This is a genomic window from Ignavibacteria bacterium (assembly GCA_025612375.1).
GTDB lineage: Bacteria > Bacteroidota > Ignavibacteria > Ignavibacteriales > SURF-24 > JAAXKN01.
Genome location: JAAXKN010000027.1, coordinates 24,534 through 45,802, shown reverse-complemented (window position 1 = coordinate 45,802; position 21,269 = coordinate 24,534). Strand labels below are relative to the sequence as shown.

At 42.8% G+C, this 21,269-nt stretch carries 24 protein-coding genes and 3 tRNA genes; all 27 read left to right on the top strand.

What is annotated here, in order from left to right; translation table 11 throughout:
• The first annotated feature begins 42 nt into the window (after positions 1–42).
• The 27 genes from HF312_14975 (at position 43) to rpsQ (ending at position 21,266) form a co-directional block, all read left to right on the top strand.
• Positions 43–116: transfer RNA gene (locus HF312_14975), tRNA-Gly, on the top strand.
• Between the two features lie 41 nt (positions 117–157).
• Positions 158–230: transfer RNA gene (locus HF312_14970), tRNA-Thr, on the top strand.
• A gap of 20 nt (positions 231–250) precedes the next feature.
• Positions 251–400 carry a 50S ribosomal protein L33 gene (gene rpmG / locus HF312_14965; protein ID MCU7521520.1) on the top strand — a complete coding sequence of 50 codons (150 nt, stop codon included), beginning with the start codon at positions 251–253 and terminating at the stop codon, positions 398–400.
• 8 nt (positions 401–408) lie between these two features.
• Positions 409–481 (top strand) — tRNA-Trp (locus tag HF312_14960).
• A 61-nt stretch (positions 482–542) separates the two neighbouring features.
• Entirely contained in the window at positions 543–725 is a 183-nt protein-coding gene (gene secE / locus HF312_14955) for a preprotein translocase subunit SecE (protein ID MCU7521519.1), read from the top strand.
• Positions 726–734: 9 nt separating this feature from the next.
• The gene (gene nusG / locus HF312_14950; protein MCU7521518.1) at positions 735–1,271 is read left to right on the top strand and encodes a transcription termination/antitermination factor NusG; all 537 of its coding nucleotides are present in this window, start codon (positions 735–737) and stop codon (positions 1,269–1,271) included.
• Between the two features lie 116 nt (positions 1,272–1,387).
• Positions 1,388–1,813 (top strand): 50S ribosomal protein L11, encoded by a 426-nt coding sequence (rplK, locus tag HF312_14945; GenBank protein MCU7521517.1) that lies wholly within the window; start codon positions 1,388–1,390, stop codon positions 1,811–1,813.
• Between the two features lie 64 nt (positions 1,814–1,877).
• The gene (locus tag HF312_14940) at positions 1,878–2,576 is read left to right on the top strand and encodes a 50S ribosomal protein L1 (GenBank protein ID MCU7521516.1); all 699 of its coding nucleotides are present in this window, start codon (positions 1,878–1,880) and stop codon (positions 2,574–2,576) included.
• Between the two features lie 66 nt (positions 2,577–2,642).
• Positions 2,643–3,164, top strand: a complete 522-nt coding sequence (locus tag HF312_14935) for a 50S ribosomal protein L10 (GenBank protein MCU7521515.1) — start codon at positions 2,643–2,645, stop codon at positions 3,162–3,164.
• A 51-nt stretch (positions 3,165–3,215) separates the two neighbouring features.
• Complete coding sequence (rplL, locus tag HF312_14930) at positions 3,216–3,596, top strand: 50S ribosomal protein L7/L12 (GenBank protein MCU7521514.1); 381 nt, start codon at positions 3,216–3,218, stop codon at positions 3,594–3,596.
• Between the two features lie 122 nt (positions 3,597–3,718).
• Complete coding sequence (gene rpoB / locus HF312_14925) at positions 3,719–7,489, top strand: DNA-directed RNA polymerase subunit beta (GenBank protein ID MCU7521513.1); 3,771 nt, start codon at positions 3,719–3,721, stop codon at positions 7,487–7,489.
• Between the two features lie 67 nt (positions 7,490–7,556).
• Positions 7,557–11,789 carry a DNA-directed RNA polymerase subunit beta' gene (gene rpoC, locus HF312_14920; protein MCU7521512.1) on the top strand — a complete coding sequence of 1,411 codons (4,233 nt, stop codon included), beginning with the start codon at positions 7,557–7,559 and terminating at the stop codon, positions 11,787–11,789.
• A 131-nt stretch (positions 11,790–11,920) separates the two neighbouring features.
• Positions 11,921–12,298 (top strand): 30S ribosomal protein S12, encoded by a 378-nt coding sequence (locus HF312_14915; GenBank protein MCU7521511.1) that lies wholly within the window; start codon positions 11,921–11,923, stop codon positions 12,296–12,298.
• Between the two features lie 6 nt (positions 12,299–12,304).
• Positions 12,305–12,772: a 30S ribosomal protein S7 gene (rpsG, locus tag HF312_14910; GenBank protein MCU7521510.1), complete on the top strand. Its 468-nt coding sequence runs from the start codon at positions 12,305–12,307 to the stop codon at positions 12,770–12,772.
• A 25-nt stretch (positions 12,773–12,797) separates the two neighbouring features.
• Complete coding sequence (fusA, locus tag HF312_14905; protein ID MCU7521509.1) at positions 12,798–14,894, top strand: elongation factor G; 2,097 nt, start codon at positions 12,798–12,800, stop codon at positions 14,892–14,894.
• Positions 14,895–14,937: 43 nt separating this feature from the next.
• Complete coding sequence (gene tuf, locus HF312_14900; GenBank protein MCU7521508.1) at positions 14,938–16,146, top strand: elongation factor Tu; 1,209 nt, start codon at positions 14,938–14,940, stop codon at positions 16,144–16,146.
• 59 nt (positions 16,147–16,205) lie between these two features.
• Positions 16,206–16,514, top strand: a complete 309-nt coding sequence (gene rpsJ / locus HF312_14895; GenBank protein MCU7521507.1) for a 30S ribosomal protein S10 — start codon at positions 16,206–16,208, stop codon at positions 16,512–16,514.
• Between the two features lie 10 nt (positions 16,515–16,524).
• Positions 16,525–17,145 carry a 50S ribosomal protein L3 gene (gene rplC / locus HF312_14890; protein ID MCU7521506.1) on the top strand — a complete coding sequence of 207 codons (621 nt, stop codon included), beginning with the start codon at positions 16,525–16,527 and terminating at the stop codon, positions 17,143–17,145.
• A gap of 48 nt (positions 17,146–17,193) precedes the next feature.
• Positions 17,194–17,829, top strand: a complete 636-nt coding sequence (gene rplD, locus HF312_14885) for a 50S ribosomal protein L4 (GenBank protein ID MCU7521505.1) — start codon at positions 17,194–17,196, stop codon at positions 17,827–17,829.
• Positions 17,830–17,841: 12 nt separating this feature from the next.
• Positions 17,842–18,138 carry a 50S ribosomal protein L23 gene (gene rplW / locus HF312_14880; GenBank protein ID MCU7521504.1) on the top strand — a complete coding sequence of 99 codons (297 nt, stop codon included), beginning with the start codon at positions 17,842–17,844 and terminating at the stop codon, positions 18,136–18,138.
• A 28-nt stretch (positions 18,139–18,166) separates the two neighbouring features.
• On the top strand, positions 18,167–18,991 hold the full coding sequence (gene rplB / locus HF312_14875; GenBank protein ID MCU7521503.1) for a 50S ribosomal protein L2: 825 nt from the start codon (positions 18,167–18,169) through the stop codon (positions 18,989–18,991).
• Positions 18,992–18,998: 7 nt separating this feature from the next.
• A complete protein-coding gene (rpsS, locus tag HF312_14870; protein MCU7521502.1) occupies positions 18,999–19,286 on the top strand; it encodes a 30S ribosomal protein S19 in 288 nt (95 codons plus the stop codon).
• A 27-nt stretch (positions 19,287–19,313) separates the two neighbouring features.
• Positions 19,314–19,658 (top strand): 50S ribosomal protein L22, encoded by a 345-nt coding sequence (rplV, locus tag HF312_14865; GenBank protein ID MCU7521501.1) that lies wholly within the window; start codon positions 19,314–19,316, stop codon positions 19,656–19,658.
• Between the two features lie 14 nt (positions 19,659–19,672).
• Positions 19,673–20,314 (top strand): 30S ribosomal protein S3, encoded by a 642-nt coding sequence (rpsC, locus tag HF312_14860; GenBank protein MCU7521500.1) that lies wholly within the window; start codon positions 19,673–19,675, stop codon positions 20,312–20,314.
• Between the two features lie 20 nt (positions 20,315–20,334).
• Positions 20,335–20,754: a 50S ribosomal protein L16 gene (rplP, locus tag HF312_14855; GenBank protein MCU7521499.1), complete on the top strand. Its 420-nt coding sequence runs from the start codon at positions 20,335–20,337 to the stop codon at positions 20,752–20,754.
• A 15-nt stretch (positions 20,755–20,769) separates the two neighbouring features.
• Positions 20,770–20,988, top strand: a complete 219-nt coding sequence (gene rpmC / locus HF312_14850; GenBank protein ID MCU7521498.1) for a 50S ribosomal protein L29 — start codon at positions 20,770–20,772, stop codon at positions 20,986–20,988.
• 20 nt (positions 20,989–21,008) lie between these two features.
• Positions 21,009–21,266 carry a 30S ribosomal protein S17 gene (gene rpsQ / locus HF312_14845; GenBank protein ID MCU7521497.1) on the top strand — a complete coding sequence of 86 codons (258 nt, stop codon included), beginning with the start codon at positions 21,009–21,011 and terminating at the stop codon, positions 21,264–21,266.
• Positions 21,267–21,269 lie beyond the last annotated feature (3 nt).

The window sequence follows — 21,269 nt, the reverse complement described above, 5'->3', positions numbered from 1 at the left end:
CATCAACATTTTTGCGTTCAAATTCGTAATCGGATATTTAACGCGGGAGTAACTCAGTTGGCTAGAGTCACAGCCTTCCAAGCTGTTGGTCGCGGGTTCGAGTCCCGTCTCCCGCTCTTTTTAATTTAATTGTCAATTTATTTACAAGTTTAACGCTGCTGACGTAGCTCAGTTGGTAGAGCACATCCTTGGTAAGGATGAGGTCACCGGTTCAATCCCGGTCGTCAGCTCAAACTAACACGAAAATACCATGAGAGATATAATAACACTTGAATGCACAGAGTGCAAAAGAAGAAATTACACTACAACCAAGAATAAGCGCCTTCATCCCGGAAGAGTAGAATTTAAGAAGTACTGCCGCTGGGATCATAAGCATACTGTTCATAAAGAAACAAAGTAGTTATTCTTACGTCAGTGGCTCAATTGGCAGAGCAGCGGTCTCCAAAACCGCAGGTTGGGGGTTCGAGTCCCTCCTGACGTGCTAGGATTAGCTAAAACTAGTTTTAAACGAAATCCCGGGTTCCCGGGCGAGAAATTTAGTTATGAAAGAAAAAATCATCAATTTTTTTAATGATGTGGTCAAGGAAATGAAAAAAGTTACCTGGCCCACAAAAGATGAATTGAAAGAATCAACAACTATCGTTATTGTAGTGTGTTTGATCATTGCCGCATTTACTTATTTAATTGATATGGCAATTACACAAATATTTAAAGGGATATTTTAAGGCGTACCAATGGAATTTAAGTGGTATGTAGTCAGGACTTTTTCAGGCCAGGAGAACAGAGTCAAGAATCTTCTTGAAACTGAACTCAAGGAGCACGATCAGCTTAGGGCTAAGATCCAGGATGTCCTTGTGCCTACTGAGAAGGTCTTTGAAGTAAAAGACGGCAAAAAGAAGAGCAAAAGCAAAAACTTTTTCCCGGGCTATATACTCGTCCAGGCAGACCTAGACAACCAGGTAAAGGATTTTATCCTTAACACGCCTGCTGTTATGGGTTTCCTTGGGACTGGTAAGAACCCGAACCCTCTTCAGCCAGAAGAGGTAAAAAGGATTGTTGGCCGTATTACACAGGATCAGGAAAATGAACGCCTTGAAACATTATTCCGTGCCGGCGATTTTGTAAAAATTATCGACGGTCCGTTCAATAATTTCTCTGGTTATGTGCAGGAAGTTAACGAAGAAAAAATGAAGATCAAGGTCATGGTTTCCATCTTCGGGCGTAAGACCCCTGTGGAAATTGATTTTGTTCAGGCAGAATTGGAAAAGTAATCATTTTAAAAATAAAGTTAGAATTAAAAATTAAATTATTGAATTAAAGTTTGAAAGTATAGGAACTTGTAATTTTAATTTTTAATTGTTTGAGAATATAATTGTAGGTTTTTACAATGGCAAAAAAAATAGCTGGTTTTATTAAGTTACAAATCCCCGCCGGAAAAGCTAATCCTTCACCTCCGGTTGGCCCTGCACTTGGCCAGAAAGGGGTTAACATTATGGAATTCTGTAAACAGTTCAACGCCAGAACTGCAGATAAGGGCGGCTTGATTATACCTGTAGTTATTACAGTTTTTACAGATAAATCGTTTACATTTGTTACCAAAACCCCTCCGGCAGCAGAACTTTTGAAAAAAGCAGCTAAAGCTGATAAAGGTTCGGCTGAACCCAACAAGACAAAGGTTGCAAAGGTTACCAAAGCTCAGATTCGCGAAATAGCCGAAATGAAGATGCCTGACCTGAATGCTAATGACGTTGAACAGGCTATGAGCATGGTTGCAGGAACAGCCCGCAGTATGGGTTTTACCGTAGAAGAATAATCATTTAATATACGGCAATCCGCCACAGTCGGATTCTCAATAGGAAAATAGGGTTGACATAATAATGAAAGTTTCAAAAAGAATAAAAGCCATAAAAGAGAAAGTTGATCTTAATAAAGAATATTCTCTTGATGAAGCAATAAAGACACTTAAGGAAGTCTCCAGCGTTAAATTTACCGAATCACTGGATTGCGCCATACGCCTGGGCGTTGACCCAAGGCACGCAGATCAGATGGTTCGTGGAACAGTTAGCTTGCCTAACGGAACCGGTAAAGAGGTCAGGGTGCTGGTTGTAGCTAAAGGTGCCAAGGCTCAGGAGGCACTCGATGCAGGTGCAGACTATGCAGGCTTCGATGACTACCTCGAAAAAATCAAGGGCGGCTGGGCAGATATAGACGTTATCGTTGCTACACCTGATGTAATGGGTGATCTCGGCAAACTGGGAAGAATCCTCGGTCCAAAAGGCCTGATGCCAAATCCCAAGAGCGGTACGGTGACGATGGATGTTGCAACAGCCGTTAAGGAAGTTAAAGCCGGTAAGATTGAATTCCGCGTTGATAAGACGGGTATTGTTCATACTTCTATCGGTAAGGTTTCTTTTACTGAAGATAAGCTGGTTGAAAATGCAAGAGCATTTCTGACCACTATCATGAAGATGAAACCTTCTTCGGCAAAGGGAACTTACGTCAGGAGTCTTTATCTCTCTACAACAATGGGTCCCGGGCTTAAGATTTCACGCGATGAAGTTGCTTCAATAAAATAAGAAATTACGTACTCAGTAAATATAAATGCTTCTACTTATTTATGAATTAGTTGATTTGGGAGAGTAATGGACATAAAAGAAAAAGAGGAAATAATCTCTCAGATTAAAGAATTTATCAGCGGTTCGGACGCTTGCTATCTGGTTGATTACAGCAAGGTTAACGTTGCGGATATCAATGCTATCCGTAAGGACTTCCGCAAGGAAGGAATCAGCTATAAAGTCTTTAAGAATACCCTGTTCAAGAAAGCTCTGCAGGAAGAACAAAAATACGAAAAGCTTGGTGACCTTTTGGTCGGCATGACCGGTGCTGCATTTGTAAAAGAAAATACAACTGCACCTGCCAAGATCATCAAGAAATATTTTGATGCTTCCGGCAAGCTGGGGCTCAAAGGCTGCTATATTGAATCGCAGTTCTTTGATGGAAAGCAGCTTGACGCATTATCGACTCTGCCAACCAAACCGGAAATCATTGCCGGTATACTTGGCAGCCTGGATTCACCAGCTTCTGGTATTGTTGGTGCCATAAATGCAGTCATGAGAGATATAGTTGGCGTGCTTGAAGCCATAGAAAAGAAACAAGCAGCTTAATTCAGCTGTTAAAAATTGTAAAAGAAATTAATTTATCAGGAGAAATATACAATGTCAGAGAAAATTGCAGAACTTGTTGACAAAATTAAGGGTTTAACTCTTTTAGAAGCTTCAGAATTAAAGAAAGCACTCGAAAATGAATTCGGTGTTACAGCAGCTGCCCCTGTTATGATGGGTGCCGCACCTGCAGCTGGTGCTGCCGCTGCTCCTGCTGAAGAAAAGACAGAATTCGATGTTATCCTCCAGGCAGCTGGCGACAAGAAGATCAACGTCATTAAAGTTGTCCGCGCTCATACAGGTTTAGGCCTGAAAGAAGCAAAGGATTTAGTTGATGGTGCTCCTAAGACTGTTAAGGAAGCCGTTTCTAAGGAAGAAGCTGAAAAACTGAAGAAAGAATTCGAGGAAGCTGGAGCTACCGTAGAAGTAAAGTAAGATAAGCATAATTTAACATAGCGCTATTGATTACAAAAGTGATCGGGTGGTGAACTCCGCCCTGTCACTTTTGTATTATTTTGTACAGTCTGGTTTTATAGCGTTTTAGAAAGGAAAATTTAATGGAGGCTAGATTGGATAATAAAAGGATCTCTTTTGCTCGTATCCCCTCTACAATTCAGGTCCCTGATTTATTAGATATTCAAATTGAATCTTTTGAAGAATTCCTGCAGTCAAAAGTCCCCCCCTCGAAAAGAGAAAACAAAGGCCTGCAGGCTGTTTTCCTCGCAAATTTCCCGATCCTAGATAACAAAGAGTTCTACAGGCTCGATTTTATCGAGTATTATATCGAAAAACCGAGATATTCTATAGTTGAGTGTGAGGAAAGAGGACTTACATATTCAGCTCCTTTAAAAGCAAAGCTGCGTTTATCTACAAAAGATCAGGAAACCCAGGAGTTTGTTAACTCAGTTGAACAGGAAGTCTACCTGGGCAACTTACCTTTTATGACAAATAAGGGTACCTTCGTCATTAATGGCGCCGAAAGGGTTGTCGTTACACAGCTGCACCGTTCTCCTGGCGTGGCATTTTCTCAGACAGTCCATCCTAACGGTACACCAATTTATTCTGCCAGGATTATTCCGTTCCGCGGAAGCTGGGTGGAATTTGCAACAGATATCAATAATATATTATATGTTTATATAGATCGCAGAAAGAAATTTCCTGCAACAACTCTTCTTCGCGCTCTTGATTTTACCACCGACGAGCAGATATTGGATCTGTTTAACCTGGTAGAGAATGTAGATGTTAAGAATATTACGGCAGATGGCTTTACAGGACGCATTGTTGCTGAAGACGTCTTTGATATGACAACAGGCGAAATCTTCCTGAGCAAGGATATGGCGCTTACAGAAGAGGATGTAGAAAGACTTCAGAATTCATCAATTGACCAGATAAAACTTATCAGTTCCGAGACCATTCCGGATCAGGACCTGATCTTAAATACATTAAAAAAAGACACCTCCCGTACAAAGGAGGAAGCACTTTTTGCCATCTACCGCCAGCTCCGCTCAGGCGAGGCTCCGGATATGGAAACAGCTCAGGGCTTAATTGAAAAACTGTTCTTTAACGACAAGCGCTACGACTTAGGTGAAGTTGGCCGTTTCCGCATGAATGACAAGCTTCAGCTGAATATACCTTCAAATATCACTATCCTTACTGTTGAGGATATAATAGCTATTATGAAGTATATAATTAAGCTGAAAGTTGGAAACTTTGCCGTTGATGATATAGATCACTTAGGCAACCGCCGCGTAAGAACCGTTGGCGAACAGCTCGGCCAGCAGTACAACGTGGGTCTTGCAAGAATGTCGCGTACTATAAAAGAAAGAATGAACATGCGCGACAGCGAGAACTTCCAGCCGCAGGATCTTGTTAATGCAAGAACAATCAGCAGCGTTATTAACGCTTTCTTCGGTACAAATCAGCTCTCGCAGTTCATGGACCAGACAAATCCTCTGGCAGAACTGACTCATAAGAGAAGAATTTCAGCTCTCGGCCCCGGCGGTCTGACAAGAGAAAGAGCAGGATTTGAGGTTCGTGACGTTCACCATTCACATTACGGACGCTTGTGCCCGATTGAAACTCCTGAAGGTCCGAACATCGGTCTGATTTCCTCTCTGACCATATATTCAAGGGTTAACAGGTACGGATTCCTTGAGACCCCGTACAAGAAGGTTGTTGGTGGAAAGGTTACTCCTGAGGTTGAATACCTGAGCGCCGACCAGGAAGACGCATTTACAATTGCACAGGCAAATGCTGCAACAGATGAACAGGGCAACTTCCTGAACGACAGGGTAAAATGCAGGAACAAGGGTGAATTTCCCGTGGTTCCTCCGACACAGATTCAGTATATGGACGTTGCTCCGGCACAGATTGTAAGTGCTGCTGCGGCTCTCATCCCGTTCCTTGAACATGATGATGCCAACCGTGCACTCATGGGCTCGAACATGCAGCGCCAGGCAGTTCCGCTCTTAAAGCCGGAATCGCCGATTGTAGGTACTGGTCTTGAAGGCAAGCTTGCACTCGATTCGCGCGCAGTTATTGCTGCCGAGGATGACGGTGTTATTGAATATGTGGATGCAGAACGAATAGTAGTAAGATACGACATGAATCCGAACAGCGTTGAAGCTCTGACAAGCTTTGAGGATTCAAGAAAAGTACAATATAGATTAACCAAGTTCTCCGGTACGAACCAGGAAACCTGCACTAACCAGAAGCCGATTGTAAAAGAAGGGCAGAGGGTTAAAAAAGGGGAGGCTATTGCCGACGGTCCTGCAATTGATAAAGGTGAACTTGCTCTTGGACGCAACGTACAGGTTGCATTCATGCCATGGAGAGGATATAACTTTGAGGATGCTATTGTAATTTCTGAAAGAGTAGTCTCAGAGGATATCTTTACTTCACTCCATATTGAAGAATTCGAGCTTCAGGTTCGCGAAACCAAACGAGGCGAGGAAGAACTTACAAGAGATATTCCTAACGTTTCGGAAGAAGCTACCAGAAACCTGGATGAAAACGGTATAATCAGGGAAGGCGCCGAGGTTAAAGAAGGCGACATACTGATTGGTAAGATAACTCCTAAGGGCGAAACCGATCCTACACCCGAAGAAAAACTCTTAAAGGCTATCTTCGGAGACAAGGCAGGCGACGTAAAGGATGCTTCACTTAAAGCTACACCGGGCCTTAAGGGTACAGTTATCAAAACCAGGCTCTTCAGCCGCAAGCGCAAAGAAGCCGAATCCAGAAAAGCAGAAAAGAAACAGCTTGAAAATCTCGATAACGCCTGGAAGAAAACACGCGATGAGTACTATGGAAAGCTTGTTGAAAAGCTTACAAAGATCACTCTCGGCATGAATACTACGGGTATCAAGGATCTGGACGGCAGCGTAGTAATGAGAAATGGTGCATTAATTAAGGAATCCACCTTTTCAGGTATGGAAGATGTCACAAAACTTGATTATGCTTTAGACTGGTTCGAAACCAAGAAGACAAACAATATAATAAAGAAGTTATATGAGAATTACTTCAGTATTTTGAACGATATTGAAGAGGATTATAAGAGGGAGAAGCTCAAAATTCAGAGCGGCGACGAGCTGCCTCCAGGAATCGTACAGCTTGCAAAAGTTTATATCTCCAAGAAGAGAAAGCTTTCAGTAGGTGATAAAATGGCAGGCCGCCACGGGAACAAAGGCGTTGTAGCCAAGATAGTTCCCATGGAAGACATGCCGTTCCTGGAAGACGGTACTCCGGTGGATATAGTTCTTAATCCCCTTGGTGTACCTTCACGAATGAACCTGGGTCAGTTATACGAAACAGCACTCGGCTGGGCCGGCAAGAAGCTGGGCGTTAAGTTTGCTACGCCGATCTTTGACGGTGCACATGTTGAGGACATAGAGGATTACCTCCTGAAGACTGCACTCGACCCGGGAAGCAAGGCTACGCTTTACGATGGCCGCAGCGGTGAAAAGTTCCACCAGAAAGTGACCTGCGGACAGATCTATATGATTAAGCTGGGTCACATGGTTGACGATAAAATTCACGCAAGGTCCATCGGGCCGTACTCACTTATTACACAGCAGCCTCTTGGCGGCAAGGCTCAGTTCGGCGGCCAGAGGTTTGGTGAAATGGAAGTCTGGGCTCTTGAAGGATACGGAGCAAGCCATATTCTGCAGGAGATACTGACAGTAAAGAGTGATGATGTTGCAGGCCGTGCCAAAACATATGAAGCTATAGTAAAAGGTGAAAATTTAATGGAACCGAACGTTCCAGAGTCGTTTAACGTGCTAATTAAGGAACTTCAGGGCTTAGGCCTTGACATCAAAATTAATTAGTAACTTTTTAGCCCGCTTTTTTTAATGAAAAGCGGGCTGCATTTTCACTTAGAAATTAGGAGAAATTATGCCTTATAGAATTCAAGAAAACGCAATGAAATCCATAAACTCGATTACAATAGGTCTGGCCAGTCCCGATGATATACTCTCCCGTTCACACGGTGAGGTAACAAAGCCGGAAACGATCAACTACAGGAGTTTCCGTCCTGAAAAAGACGGTCTTTTCTGCGAGAAGATCTTCGGCCCGATTAAGGATTGGGAATGCCATTGCGGTAAGTATAAAAGAATCAGATATAAAGGAATTGTTTGCGATAGATGCGGTGTTGAAGTTACACAAAAGGCTGTAAGAAGGGAACGAATGGGGCATATCTCACTCGCAGTCCCTGTTGTACATATATGGTTCTTCAGAGCCCTTCCCTCAAAGATAGGTAATATCATAGGGATGACTACCAAAGAACTCGAAAAGATCATCTATTACGAATCATATGTTGTCATTAATCCGGGTCCTACAGGCTTAAGCCCGAAAGATCTTATCTCAGAGGATCAGTATTTTGAAATTCTTTATTCACTTCCGGCAGGAAATGAAAAGCTTGAAGATACAGATCCCAAGAAGTTTGTTGCCAAGATCGGCGGCGACGCAATAAAGGAACTCTTAAAGAGAACAGATGTAGATGGTGTGTTTAAGGATTTGCGTGAGCAGGTTAAAGTTGAAACCTCACAGCAGAAGAAGAACGATGCCTTAAAGCGCTTAAGAGTACTGGAAGCTTTCCGCGAAAAGGAAAACAAGGTACTTAATAAACCTGAATGGATGGTCTTAAGCGTTATACCGGTTATTCCTCCTGAACTCAGGCCTCTTGTTCCACTTGAAGGCGGAAGGTTTGCAACCAGTGACTTAAATGACCTCTATAGAAGAGTAATCATTAGAAATAACAGACTTAAAAGACTTATAGATATTAAAGCTCCTGAAGTAATCTTAAGAAACGAAAAAAGAATGCTCCAGGAGGCTGTTGACGCACTGTTTGATAACTCAAGACGCGGAAACGCCGTCAGAAGCGACAGCAACCGCCCTTTGAAATCCTTAAGCGATATGCTCAAAGGAAAGCAGGGCCGTTTCCGCCAGAACCTTCTCGGTAAACGTGTCGACTATTCCGGCCGTTCGGTTATCGTTGTGGGTCCTGAACTCAAGCTCCACCAGTGCGGTCTTCCGAAAGACATGGCCGTCGAGCTCTTTAAGCCGTTTATTATCCGCAAGCTTATTGAACGCGGGCACAACAAGACGGTTAAAAGCGCCAGGAAAGTAGTTGACAGGAAAGACCCCATTATATGGTCGATACTTGAGGGTATCATAGATGGGCATCCGATTCTCTTGAACCGTGCTCCTACGCTGCACAGACTGGGTATACAGGCTTTCCAGCCGCTGCTTATTGACGGCAAGGCTCTTCAGCTGCACCCGATGGTTTGTACGGCATTTAACGCTGACTTTGACGGCGATCAGATGGCTGTTCACGTGCCTCTTTCTTATGAAGCACAGCTTGAAGCCGTCCTTCTGATGCTCTCGAGCCATAACATCCTTTCACCGCAAAACGGAAGCCCTATAGTGGTTCCGACACAGGATATAGTACTTGGGTGCTACTATCTGACAAAGGTAAAGGAAGGCGCAAAGGGTGAAGGACTTGTCTTCGGATCGATGGAAGAGGTTTTAATTGCCTATAACTCAAAGGCAGTCGATCTGCACGCACGCATTAAGGTTAGAGTTGACGGTAAAATGATTGAAACAACCGTTGGACGCGTCAGATTCAACCAGATCGTGCCTAAGGAAATGGGCTACCTGAATGAAGTTCTTGTTAAGAAGATCTTCAGCGGATTTATTTATAAGCTGTTCATTAAGCTTGGAAATAAAGTAACCGCCAAGTTCCTTGATGACCTTAAGGAGTTAGGTTTCAGGTACTCAACTGCAGGAGGCTTGTCTGTAAGCTTTGCAGATATGATTGTTCCTGAAGAAAAGGTAAAACTGATCCAGGATTCAAACAAGAAAGTTGCCGATATTCTTAACGAGCACGAGCAGGGTGTTATTACAGATGCCGAGCGCTACAATAAGATTATCGACGTTTGGACACATACAACAAACAATGTGGCCAAATCGCTCATGGAAAAATTAAGAAGCGATCAGAGCGGTTTCAACTCACTGCACATGATGGTTGACTCGGGCGCAAGAGGCTCCCAGGAGCAGGTCCGTCAGCTTGCCGGTATGAGAGGTCTTATGATGAAACCTCAGAAAAGCCTTACCGGGCAGTCAGGTGAAATTATTGAAAACCCGATCGTGGCAAACTTCAAGGAAGGTTTGTCGGTGCTTGAATACTTCATTTCAACTCACGGTGCGCGTAAAGGTCTGGCCGATACGGCTTTGAAAACAGCTGATGCCGGTTACCTGACAAGAAGGCTTTGCGACGTTGCGCAGGACGTTATCGTTTCAGAAGACGATTGCGGCACAATCCGCGGTGTTGCTGTTACGGCATTGAAGGACGTTGAACTTGAACGTGAATCACTGGCCGAGAGAATTACAGGCCGTGTGGCTCAGGAAGACGTATTCGACCCGAGGACAGATGAAGTTATAGTTGCCGCAGGCGAACTCATTACAGAGGACATTGCCGAGGTAATTGAAGACGCAAATATTGACTCAGTATATATTAGAACAGTACTTACCTGTGAATCAAAACGCGGGGTTTGTGCAAAATGCTACGGACGTAACCTTACAAACGGAAAACTGGTTGAAATTGGCGAGGCCGTTGGTATCATTGCAGCACAGTCAATCGGTGAACCTGGTACACAGCTGACACTGAGAACATTCCACCTTGGTGGTACATCTTCACGTATTGCAAGCCAGTCGCAGGTTGAAGCTTCTGTTGAAGGAAGCGTACAGTTTGAAAAAGTGTACTACGTTGAAAAAACTGACTTCTTCGGAAAAGTTAAGGTTGTTACAGGACGCCGCGGCTCCATAAACCTGCTTGATAAGGACAACCGTACGATGAAGCGCTATGAGATCCCCTACGGAGCTGAACTTCTGGTTGACGACGATCAGGTGATCAAAAAAGGTGCTCCGCTCTACAACCACGATCCTTACAATGCAGTTATCTTAACTGATATTGCAGGACGCATCAGCTTTGTAGACCTGGTGGACAGCGTAACAATGCAGCAGGTAACCGACGAACAGACAGGGCACGTTCAGAAGGTTGTTATTGAGTCAAAGGACAAAACCCTTACACCGAGTATCCTCGTTACAGACAACGACGGAAACAAGAAGATGTTCAACATACCTACAAGGTCTTACATCTCGGTTGATGAAGGGGAGTTTGTACAGGCTGGTACAATCCTGGCCAAGATCTCAAAGTCGGCTTCCAAGACCCGTGACATCACAGGTGGTCTGCCTAGAGTAACCGAACTCTTTGAGGCAAGGAGCCCGCATGATCCGGCAACAGTTGCTGAAATTGAAGGCATCGTGAAATTCGGCGCACGTAAGAAGGGTTCAAGGGAAATAGTAATTATTGCCCCGGACCAGTCGTACGAAAAAGTTTACTCTGTTCCTTACGGTAAACATATCCTGGTTCAGGAAGGCGACGAAATTCCTGTGGGTGAAAAGATCACCGACGGTCCTATAGATCCTCACGACATTCTGAAGATCAAGGGAACAAATGCCGTTCAGGAATACCTTGTAAATGAAATTCAGGACGTTTACCGTCTGCAGGGTGTAAAGATAAACGACAAGCACATTGAAGTAATTGTACGCCAGATGCTTCAGAAGCTGAAAATTGTTTCTTCTGGCGATACAAAGTTCATCGAGGAAGACTATGTTGACCGCGTTGAATTCAATGAAGAGAACGAAAAGATCAAATCACTGGTTTACGTACTTGAACCGGGCAGCTCAAAGTTCAAGGTTGGCCAGCTTGTTTCCAGAAACAAGGTCAGAGAGAATAACGCTGAACTGACACGCAAGGGCAAAAAGACAGTTGAGGCAAGGGATGCCGAGCCAGCAACATTCGAACACGTCCTTCTTGGAATTACACAGGCTGCACTTTCGACCGACAGCTTTATTTCAGCTGCTTCGTTCCAGGAGACAACCAAGGTACTGACAAATGCCGCCACAGAAGCCAAAACAGACAGTCTGATCGGATTAAAGGAGAACGTTGTTATGGGACACCTTATTCCGGCCGGTACAGGTCTGAAGAAATATAAGAAGATTATATTGAAGGGCGAAGAGGCAGAAAAAGAGAAACCTGTAGAAGTAAATACTTCAGTAAGTTAAAATATATTCACAGAAATCCGTGCTAAAAACACGGATTTCTGAATAAAAAATAAGCTATTACTTGACAATAATTGTATATCTGTATATATTTACAGTCTAAAATTTTTCGATGAATACTAGGAGGAATATTAGTGCCCACGATAAATCAATTAGTTAGAAAAGGGCGTGTTCAGATCTTGGCAAAAAACAAAGCTCCAGCACTTGAGGCTTGCCCTCAGAAAAGAGGGGTATGTACAAGAGTGTATACCACAACACCCAAAAAACCGAATTCTGCTCTTAGAAAAGTAGCAAGAGTCAGGCTTACAAACGGAATGGAAGTAACAGCTTATATTCCGGGTGAAGGTCACAATTTACAGGAGCATTCCATAGTTTTGATTAGAGGTGGCAGGGTAAAAGATTTGCCTGGTGTACGTTATCATATTATTCGTGGAACGCTTGACACAAGTGGTGTTGAAGACAGAAGAAAAGCCAGATCAAAATACGGCGCTAAAAAACCCAAAGCAAAATAAAAGAATATGAGAAAAAGAAGAGCCCCAAAAAGATATATTAAACCGGATCCTAAATATAACGATCTGGTACTAGCAAAATTCATCAATGCTATCATGTATGATGGTGAAAAATCAGTTGCACGCAAAGTAATTTACGACAGCTTCAGCCTTATTGAAGAGCGTACAAAGAAACCAGCCATGGAAGTATTCACCAAGGCTGTTAACAATGTTCAGCCATATGTTGAAGTAAGAAGCAGAAGAGTCGGCGGAGCAACATATCAGGTTCCTATGGAAGTTAGGCCCGAGCGCAGACTTGCATTGGCTTTCCGCTGGTTGAAAACCTATGCCAGAGCCAGAAACGACAAATCGATGGCTGCTAAACTCGCTTCGGAATTAATAGCTGCTTCCAATGGCGAAGGTTCTTCAATTAAGAAAAAAGACGATACACACAAAATGGCAGAAGCTAATAAGGCATTTGCACACTTTAAATGGTAAGGATAAAAGGAAAGATTAAAGTTTTATGGCAGATAGAGTTAGTATAGATAAAGTAAGAAATATTGGCATTATGGCGCACATCGATGCCGGTAAAACAACGACTACAGAGCGTATACTGTTTTATACCGGTAAGACCCACCGCATCGGTGAGGTTCACGAAGGCGCAGCTACGATGGACTGGATGGAGCAGGAAAAAGAACGTGGTATTACAATTACCAGTGCTGCAACTACCTGTTTTTGGAGAGGTCATCAAGTAAATATTATTGATACACCGGGACACGTTGATTTTACAGTTGAAGTAGAAAGATCACTTCGTGTTCTGGATGGCGCAGTTGCATTATTTTGCGCCGTTGGCGGTGTTGAACCGCAGTCGGAAACCGTATGGCGTCAGGCTGACAAGTACGGTGTTCCAAGAATCGCTTTTGTTAACAAAATGGATAGAATCGGTGCCGACTTCTTTCATGCAGTTGAAATGATGCATGAACGTCTTGGCGCAAACGCTATTCCAATCGTTCTTCCTATAGGTGAAGGCGACATGTTTGCCGGCGAAATTGACCTTATGAAATTTAAGGCCAGAATTTACAAGGAAGAAAGCCTTGGCGCCGAATACGATGAAATTGATATTCCTAACAGTCTGAAAGAACTGGCTAACAAATACAGAACAAAGATGCTTGAAGCTGTTTCCGATGTTGATGACACGCTTCTTGAAAAGTATCTCGAAGGCCAGGAAATAACTGAAGAAGAAATTAGAAAAGTTTTACGTACAGCTACAATTCAGTCGAAGATTATACCTGTTCTCTGCGGTTCCTCCTTTAAGAACAAGGGTGTACAGAAGCTCCTCGATTCAGTTGTGGATTTTCTGCCTTCACCGGTTGACGTGGGTGACCTGAAGACACATCACCCCGATTCAAACGACGAAGTGTACCGTAAAATTGATGAAAAAGAAGATTTTGCGGGTTTAGCTTTCAAAATTCAGACAGATCCTTTTGTTGGAAAGCTGACCTATGTCAGAGTTTACAGCGGCACCCTGAAAGCGGGTTCATACGTTTTTAACTCTGTAAGCGGAAAGAAAGAAAGAGTCGGACGCATTCTGCAGATGCATGCTAACCAGCGTCTTGACATAGATGAAATTAAAGCCGGCGACATTGCCGCAATAATCGGCCTCAAGTATACAAAAACAGGTGACACACTCTGCGGAGAAAAAGATCCAATTGTTCTTGAGAAGATGGTATTCCCTGAACCGGTTATTGAAATTGCAATTGAACCTAAGACCAAAGCAGATCAGGATAAACTTTCTGACGCTTTGCAGAAACTCTCAGAAGAAGATCCTACATTCAGGATTAAGGTTAATGAAGAAACCGGTCAGACACTCATCAGCGGTATGGGCGAGCTTCACCTGGAAATCCTCGTTGACAGAATGAAAAGAGAGTTTAAGGTTGAGGCAAACGTTGGTAAACCGCAGGTTGCTTACAGAGAATCAATTACACAAACTGTTAACGCTGAAGGTAAATTTGTTAAGCAGTCTGGCGGACGCGGTAAATTCGGTCACGTTTGGATTGAGCTCGGCCCGAATGAACCTGGTAAAGGTTATGAGTTTATAAATGGTATTGTCGGCGGTGTTGTGCCTAAGGAATATATCCCTGCAGTATCAAATGGTATTCAGGAAGCTATGCGTAACGGCGTTATTGCAGGTTTTCCGGTCGTGGATATAAAAGCTAAATTGTATGACGGTTCATACCACGAAGTTGACTCTGATGAAATTTCCTTTAAGGTTGCCGGTTCTATGGCGTTCAAGGAAGGTGCCCGTCGTGCAAGACCTGTTCTCCTGGAGCCAATGATGTCAGTTGAAGTTACTACACCAGAGGATTACCTCGGAGATGTAATGGGCGACCTGAACTCCAGAAGAGGAAAAATCGAAGGATTTGCTGCAAGACGCGATGCACAGGTTATAAAAGCCATGGTACCGCTTTCTGAAATGTTCGGCTATGCAACTGTCCTGAGATCAATGACACAGGGCAGGGCAATCTATACGATGCAGTTTTCTCACTACTCGGAAGTTCCGAAGTCAATTGCAGAGGAAATTGCAGAAAAAACACAGTCAAAAAAGTCCGTGACAATTTAACATTAGATTATAAAGTAAAGTAAAATAAGAAGGAGAACCGAGGATGGCCAAAGAAAAATTTGATAGGAGTAAACCTCACGTTAACGTCGGTACAATTGGTCACGTTGATCATGGTAAAACCACATTAACAGCCGCTATTACAATGGCGCTCAGCAAGAAAGGTTTATCTGCTAAGAGAACATTTGATTCAATTGACAATGCCCCTGAAGAAAGAGAAAGAGGTATTACAATTGCTACAGCTCACGTAGAATATTCAACAGCTAACAGACACTACGCACACGTAGACTGCCCTGGACACGCTGACTATGTTAAGAACATGATCACCGGTGCTGCTCAGATGGACGGCGCTATACTGGTTGTTGCTGCTACAGATGGCCCTATGCCTCAGACAAGAGAGCATATCCTTTTAGCACGCCAGGTAGGTGTTCCTAGAATAGTTGTCTTCATGAATAAAGTTGATATGGTTGACGATCCTGAACTGATCGAGCTCGTTGAAGTTGAACTTCGCGACCTTCTGAATCAGTATGAATTCCCCGGAGATGAAATTCCAATCATTAAGGGTTCAGCTCTTCAGGCTCTTGATGCTGCAAGCAACGATTCAGTTCCTGTTACAGATGAAAGATTAAACTGCATCTGGGAGCTCATGGACGCTGTTGACGCATACATCCCAGTTCCTGAAAGAAATGTAGACAAGCCGTTTTTGATGCCTGTTGAAGACGTTTTCTCAATTACCGGCCGTGGTACAGTTGCTACCGGTAGGGTAGAACGCGGACAGGTTAAGATACAGGAAGAAGTTGAACTTATCGGTCTTGGCGTACACAAGAAGACAGTTGTTACTGGTATCGAAATGTTCCGTAAGGAACTCGATTCAGCTATGGCTGGAGATAACGCTGGTATCCTGTTAAGAGGCGTTGACAAGAAAGAGATCGAAAGAGGAATGGTTTTAGCAAAAACCGGTTCAATTACTCCTCATAAGGTATTTGAAGGTTCAGTTTACATCCTCTCAAAAGAAGAAGGTGGGCGTCATACCCCGTTCTTCAATGGCTACAGGCCTCAGTTCTATTTCAGAACCACAGACGTAACTGGTGTTGCACACCTGCCGGAAGGAACAGAAATGGTTATGCCTGGTGATAACGTAAAACTGAAAGTTGATCTGATTACAGAAATCGCTATGGAAGAAGGTCTGCGTTTCGCTATCCGCGAAGGCGGCAGAACCGTTGGTGCCGGTGTTGTAACTAAAATTTATGAATAAATTATCCAGCCCTAGGGAGAATTTATTCTCCTTAGGGCTAATTGCATAGGAGTGTTAAAGTGCCTGGTCAAAAGATTAGAATAAAGTTAAAATCATATGATCATATTCTCATTGATAAGTCGACAGAGAAGATCATAAAGACTGTAAAGAGTACTGGTGCAGTAGTAAGCGGCCCTATTCCGCTTCCTACAAAAAAGACTATCTTTACTGTTCTTCGTTCACCGCACGTCGATAAAAAATCAAGAGAACAGTTTGAAATAAGAGCACATAAAAGAATTATAGATATTCATAACTCAAATAATAAAACCGTCGATTCTTTAAGCAAATTGGAAATTCCGGCGGGTGTCGATATCGAGATAAAGTTATAAGGATACTAAAATGCCTGGATTGATTGGTAAAAAAATAGGAATGAGTAATATCTTTACTGATGACGGTCAGCTTGTTCCTGTGACAATTATAAATGCTGGACCTTGCCCTGTGCTGAATGTAATGACCATCGAGAAGAATGGTTATGAAGCTTTACAGTTTGGCTTTGGGACACGCAAGGAAAATAGAGTCAGCAAACCTGTTTTAGGACAGTACAAAAAACAAAATTTAACTCCGGCCCAGATTGTTAAAGAATTTAGAAATTTTAATGTAGCCGATTACAAGGTTGGCGACAGTGTTGGAGTTGAAATTTTCACTCAGGGAGATTCTGTAAAGGTTACTGGCCGCTCAAAAGGAAAAGGCTTCCAGGGCGTAATGAGAAGGCATGGTTTCGGCGGCGTTGGTGGTACAACACACGGCCAGTCAGACAGACTTAGAGCTCCCGGATCAATTGGCGCAAGTTCTTACCCTTCAAGAGTATTTAAGGGTCAGAGGATGGCCGGACGTACCGGATTTGAACAAGTAACAGTACAAAACCTTAAAATCGTTAAAATTATTCCTGAAAAGAATATAATTATGGTAAAGGGTGCTGTTCCTGGCGCCATTAACTCAATCGTTGAAATCAATAAGTAATTGTTCCGGTCAAACCCGGAAATTCTAAGAATCAATTTGGTTTGAAAAATGACATTAGATGTTTATAAAATAGATGGCACAAAAAGCGGCGAACAGATAGATCTGAACGACGGCATCTTTAATATTGAGCCGAATCAGCATGCAATCTATTTGGCAGTAAAAGCTCAGATGACGAACAAACGTCAGGGCACGCATAAATCCAAGGAACGCAGTGAAGTCGCGGGCGGCGGAAAAAAGCCGTGGAGACAAAAAGGACGCGGCGGCGCAAGAGCCGGTACAACACGTTCACCTCTCTGGGTTGGCGGCGGTACAGTATTTGGACCCAAACCCATTGAGTATAAGGAATCTGTCAATAAAAAAGTCAGCAAACTGGCCAGAAAAAGCGCACTTGCACTTAAAGCCAAGGGTGAACAGATAATTGTTGTTGAAGACTTTGGATTTGATGCTCCTAAAACAAAAGAATTTAATGCGATCTTATCTGCTTTCAAATTGAACGGCAAAAGGACACTCGTCCTTTACGATAAAAACAACAAGAATGTTTTTATTTCCGGAAGAAATATTCAGAAGTTAAACATTATGGAAGCAAATACGGCTTCTACATATGACCTGCTTAACAACCAGATGATTATTCTTCAGAAGAGTGCCGTAAAATTAATTGAACAAACTTTTGATAAAAATTTATAAGGTAACTAAGAGATGCGGGAAGTATTATATAAACCACTCCTGACCGAAAAGATGAATAACTTAAATGAAGGACTGAATAAATACGGGTTTGTTGTAGATATTCATGCCAATAAGATCAGCATCGCAAAGGCCATTGAAGAAAAATTCAATGTCAAAGTTGAAGACGTGAATACTATCAGGTACGAAGGCAAGATGAAAACCCAATTCAGGAAAAGCGGCAGATTTTCAGGAAAGACCTCACGCTTTAAGAAAGCGATAGTTACATTAAAAGAAGGTCAGAAAATAGACCTATTTGAACAAGTACAGTAAACGGATTTTTGAACTGGAGTAGCATTTAATGGCAATCAGAAAATTAAAACCTATGACCCCGGGTACGAGATTTATGTCGTACGCCTCGTTCGAGGAAATAACAAAGACGACACCTGAGAAGACTCTGGTGTCAGCCCTCAGGAAATCCGGGGGAAGGAATAACCAAGGTAGAGTTACTGCCAGACATATTGGCGGCGGACATAAAAGAAAATACAGAGTTATCGATTTTAAGCGCGATAAGCACGGTATTGAATCCAAGGTATTCTCAATCGAATACGATCCGAACCGTACATGCAGAATAGCCCTGCTTCACTATGCTGACGGCGAAAAAAGATATATTCTCGCCCCTGACGGCCTGAAAGTTGGCGATAAAGTAACCTCAGGTGCCGGAAGTGAAATTAAAGTAGGCAATGCTCTTAAATTAAAGGAAATGCCGCTTGGAAGTTTTGTTCACAACGTTGAACTTAAGCCTGGCAAAGGCGGACAGTTAGGCCGCAGCGCCGGTTGCTCGCTTCAGCTGGTTGCCAAGGAAGGCAAATATGCACAGCTCAGAATGCCATCCGGAGAAGTAAGACTTCTCAGTACTGAATGCATGGCTACTTATGGAGTAGTTGGTAATTCAGAGCACGAAAATCTTAGCCTTGGAAAGGCAGGCAGATCAAGATGGTTAGGCAAGCGTTCACATGTTCGTGGCGTTGCAATGAACCCGGTTGACCATCCAATGGGTGGTGGTGAAGGTAAGACTTCCGGCGGCGGACATCCGGTTAGCCCCTGGGGAACACCTGCAAAGGGTTACAAGACCAGAAAGAAGAAAAATCCATCAAATAAATTTATTATTAAACGTCGTAAGTGAGTTAATAATGCCAAGATCAGTTAAAAAAGGACCCTTTATCAGCGCTAAGTTGCTCAACAAAATTACTCAGATGAATGAGAACAACCAGAAGAAAATTGTAAAGACCTGGTCAAGAGCCAGCACAATATCTCCTGATTTCGTTGGGCACACGGTAGCTGTTCACAATGGAAACAAAATGATTCCGGTTTACATTTCAGAAAATATGGTGGGGCATAAGTTAGGTGAATTTGCTCCTACAAGAATCTTTAGGGGACATCCTGGAACAAAAGCCGAAAAAACGTCAAAAGTAAAATAATTTTTTAAGAGTCGAGGTTCAGCTAGTATGGAAGCTAAAGCTACACACAAATATATAAATTCATCTCCCAGAAAGATGCGTCTGGTTATTGACCTGATTCGTGGCGTTTCTGTCACTAAGGCTATGGAAGTCCTGCATTTCCATCCTAAACATGCATCCAAGGATGCAGAGAAGGTTTTAAGATCAGCAATTGCAAATCTCTTCAACAAGAATGAAGAGGCAAAAATTGATCAGGCAGATGTATTCATTAAGGAAGCTTATGTGAATCAGGGCCCTGCATTGAAGAGGATTTTACCTGCTCCAATGGGCAGAGCTTATAGAATGAAAAAGAGATCAAATCATTTAACAATAGTAGTTGCTACTAAAGAGTAATTTTTGGAGGACTTTTGGGACAAAAAACAAACCCCATTGGCTTTAGATTAGGGATCATAAGAGGTTGGGAATCCAACTGGTACGAAAGTAAGAGTTATGCCGGCAAGTTGGTTGAAGATACCCAGTTAAGGCAGTACGTCAGGAAGAGATTAAAAAAAGCAGGTATTGCCAGGTTAATAATTGACAGAACCTCTAAGAACATAATCTTAACAATTTTTACTTCCAGACCAGGCGTGGTTATAGGTAAAAGCGGGAAAGAAATTGCCCAACTTGAGCAAGAATTAAAGCAGATTACAGATAAAGAAGTAAAAGTACAGATCACAGAAATTAAAAGACCTGAATTAGATGCTTTTCTGGTAGCTGATAATATTGCTTCCCAGCTGGAAGGAAGAATTTCTTTCAGACGCGCTATGAAGGGTGCCATTACCTCAGCTATGAGAATGGGTGCTGAAGGCATCAGAATCATGTGCGCCGGCAGATTAGGCGGTGCTGAAATGGCCAGAACCGAACAATACAAAGAAGGAAGGATTCCATTGCATACCTTAAGAGCCGACATTGACTATGCAACGGCTACCGCGCAGACCATCTATGGTTCTATCGGTATAAAGGTATGGATCTGCCGTGGAGAAATTCTTGGTAAACGAGCAACAGAGTAATTCTTAGGAGATTTTTTATTATGTTAATGCCGAAGAGAGTTAAATATAGAAAGACGCAGCGCGGAAGAATGACCGGAAAGGCTTTCCGCGGCAGTGCGGTTTCTTTCGGAGATTTTGGCCTGAAGTCTTTAGAACCAGCCTGGATCACCAGCCGCCAGATTGAAGCGTGCCGAGTTGCCATCTCCAGAAAAATGAAAAGGGATGGTAAGGTTTGGATCAGAATTTTCCCGGATAAGCCTGTTACTAAAAAGCCACTTGAAACAAGAATGGGTAAAGGTAAAGGTGCTCCTGAATTCTGGGTAGCAGTTATAAAGCCGGGCAGAGTGTTATTTGAAGTAGCCGGCGTGCCGAAAGAACTGGCAGTTGAAGCCCTGAAGATAGCTTCACATAAGCTGCCAATTAAAACTAAAGTCGTAACCAGACCTGATTTTGAACAATAATTAAGGTTGATAAAGATGAAAATTCATGAAATCAGAGAAATGACTTCTGATGATATAAAAAAGAAAATCCAGGAAGACAGAAAAGACCTTCTGGACTTAAATTTCTCGCACGCTTTGAAGCAGCTTACTAATACAGCAAAGCTGAAGCTTATCCGTAAAGATATTGCTAAAATGCAGACAGTTCTGCGTCAGAGAGAATTAAATAGCCAACAAGTTCAGAAAGAAAATAAATAGGGAGTGAGAGCTGTAAAATTATGGAACAACGGCCATTAAGAAAAACGAGAATTGGTTATGTAGTCAGCAATAAAATGGAAAAAAGCATTATTGTTGCTATAGAGCGCAAAGTCGCACACAGCCTTTATAAGAAGTACTTCAAGAAAACTACAAAACTAATGGCTCATGACGAAAAGAATGAATGCGGAGTTGGTGATCTTGTCAAAATTATGGAAACAAGGCCTCTTAGCTTACGGAAAAAATGGCGATTAGTTGAAGTTATTGAAAAAGCTAAGTAAAAG

Excerpts from the sequence above, each read along its gene's own strand:
- rpsG (MCU7521510.1), top strand. The coding sequence starts at position 12,305 with ATGAGAAAAAGAAGAGCCCCAAAAAGATATATTAAACCGGATCCTAAA.
- rpmG (MCU7521520.1), top strand. The coding sequence starts at position 251 with ATGAGAGATATAATAACACTTGAATGCACAGAGTGCAAAAGAAGAAAT.
- rpsS (MCU7521502.1), top strand. The coding sequence starts at position 18,999 with ATGCCAAGATCAGTTAAAAAAGGACCCTTTATCAGCGCTAAGTTGCTC.
- fusA (MCU7521509.1), top strand. The coding sequence starts at position 12,798 with ATGGCAGATAGAGTTAGTATAGATAAAGTAAGAAATATTGGCATTATG.
- rplK (MCU7521517.1), top strand. The coding sequence starts at position 1,388 with ATGGCAAAAAAAATAGCTGGTTTTATTAAGTTACAAATCCCCGCCGGA.
- secE (MCU7521519.1), top strand. The coding sequence starts at position 543 with ATGAAAGAAAAAATCATCAATTTTTTTAATGATGTGGTCAAGGAAATG.
- rplL (MCU7521514.1), top strand. The coding sequence starts at position 3,216 with ATGTCAGAGAAAATTGCAGAACTTGTTGACAAAATTAAGGGTTTAACT.
- rpoC (MCU7521512.1), top strand. The coding sequence starts at position 7,557 with ATGCCTTATAGAATTCAAGAAAACGCAATGAAATCCATAAACTCGATT.
- nusG (MCU7521518.1), top strand. The coding sequence starts at position 735 with ATGGAATTTAAGTGGTATGTAGTCAGGACTTTTTCAGGCCAGGAGAAC.
- rplP (MCU7521499.1), top strand. The coding sequence starts at position 20,335 with ATGTTAATGCCGAAGAGAGTTAAATATAGAAAGACGCAGCGCGGAAGA.
- rpsQ (MCU7521497.1), top strand. The coding sequence starts at position 21,009 with ATGGAACAACGGCCATTAAGAAAAACGAGAATTGGTTATGTAGTCAGC.
- HF312_14940 (MCU7521516.1), top strand. The coding sequence starts at position 1,878 with ATGAAAGTTTCAAAAAGAATAAAAGCCATAAAAGAGAAAGTTGATCTT.
- rplV (MCU7521501.1), top strand. The coding sequence starts at position 19,314 with ATGGAAGCTAAAGCTACACACAAATATATAAATTCATCTCCCAGAAAG.
- rplW (MCU7521504.1), top strand. The coding sequence starts at position 17,842 with ATGCGGGAAGTATTATATAAACCACTCCTGACCGAAAAGATGAATAAC.
- HF312_14935 (MCU7521515.1), top strand. The coding sequence starts at position 2,643 with ATGGACATAAAAGAAAAAGAGGAAATAATCTCTCAGATTAAAGAATTT.
- tuf (MCU7521508.1), top strand. The coding sequence starts at position 14,938 with ATGGCCAAAGAAAAATTTGATAGGAGTAAACCTCACGTTAACGTCGGT.
- rplD (MCU7521505.1), top strand. The coding sequence starts at position 17,194 with ATGACATTAGATGTTTATAAAATAGATGGCACAAAAAGCGGCGAACAG.
- rpoB (MCU7521513.1), top strand. The coding sequence starts at position 3,719 with ATGGAGGCTAGATTGGATAATAAAAGGATCTCTTTTGCTCGTATCCCC.
- rplB (MCU7521503.1), top strand. The coding sequence starts at position 18,167 with ATGGCAATCAGAAAATTAAAACCTATGACCCCGGGTACGAGATTTATG.
- rplC (MCU7521506.1), top strand. The coding sequence starts at position 16,525 with ATGCCTGGATTGATTGGTAAAAAAATAGGAATGAGTAATATCTTTACT.
- rpmC (MCU7521498.1), top strand. The coding sequence starts at position 20,770 with ATGAAAATTCATGAAATCAGAGAAATGACTTCTGATGATATAAAAAAG.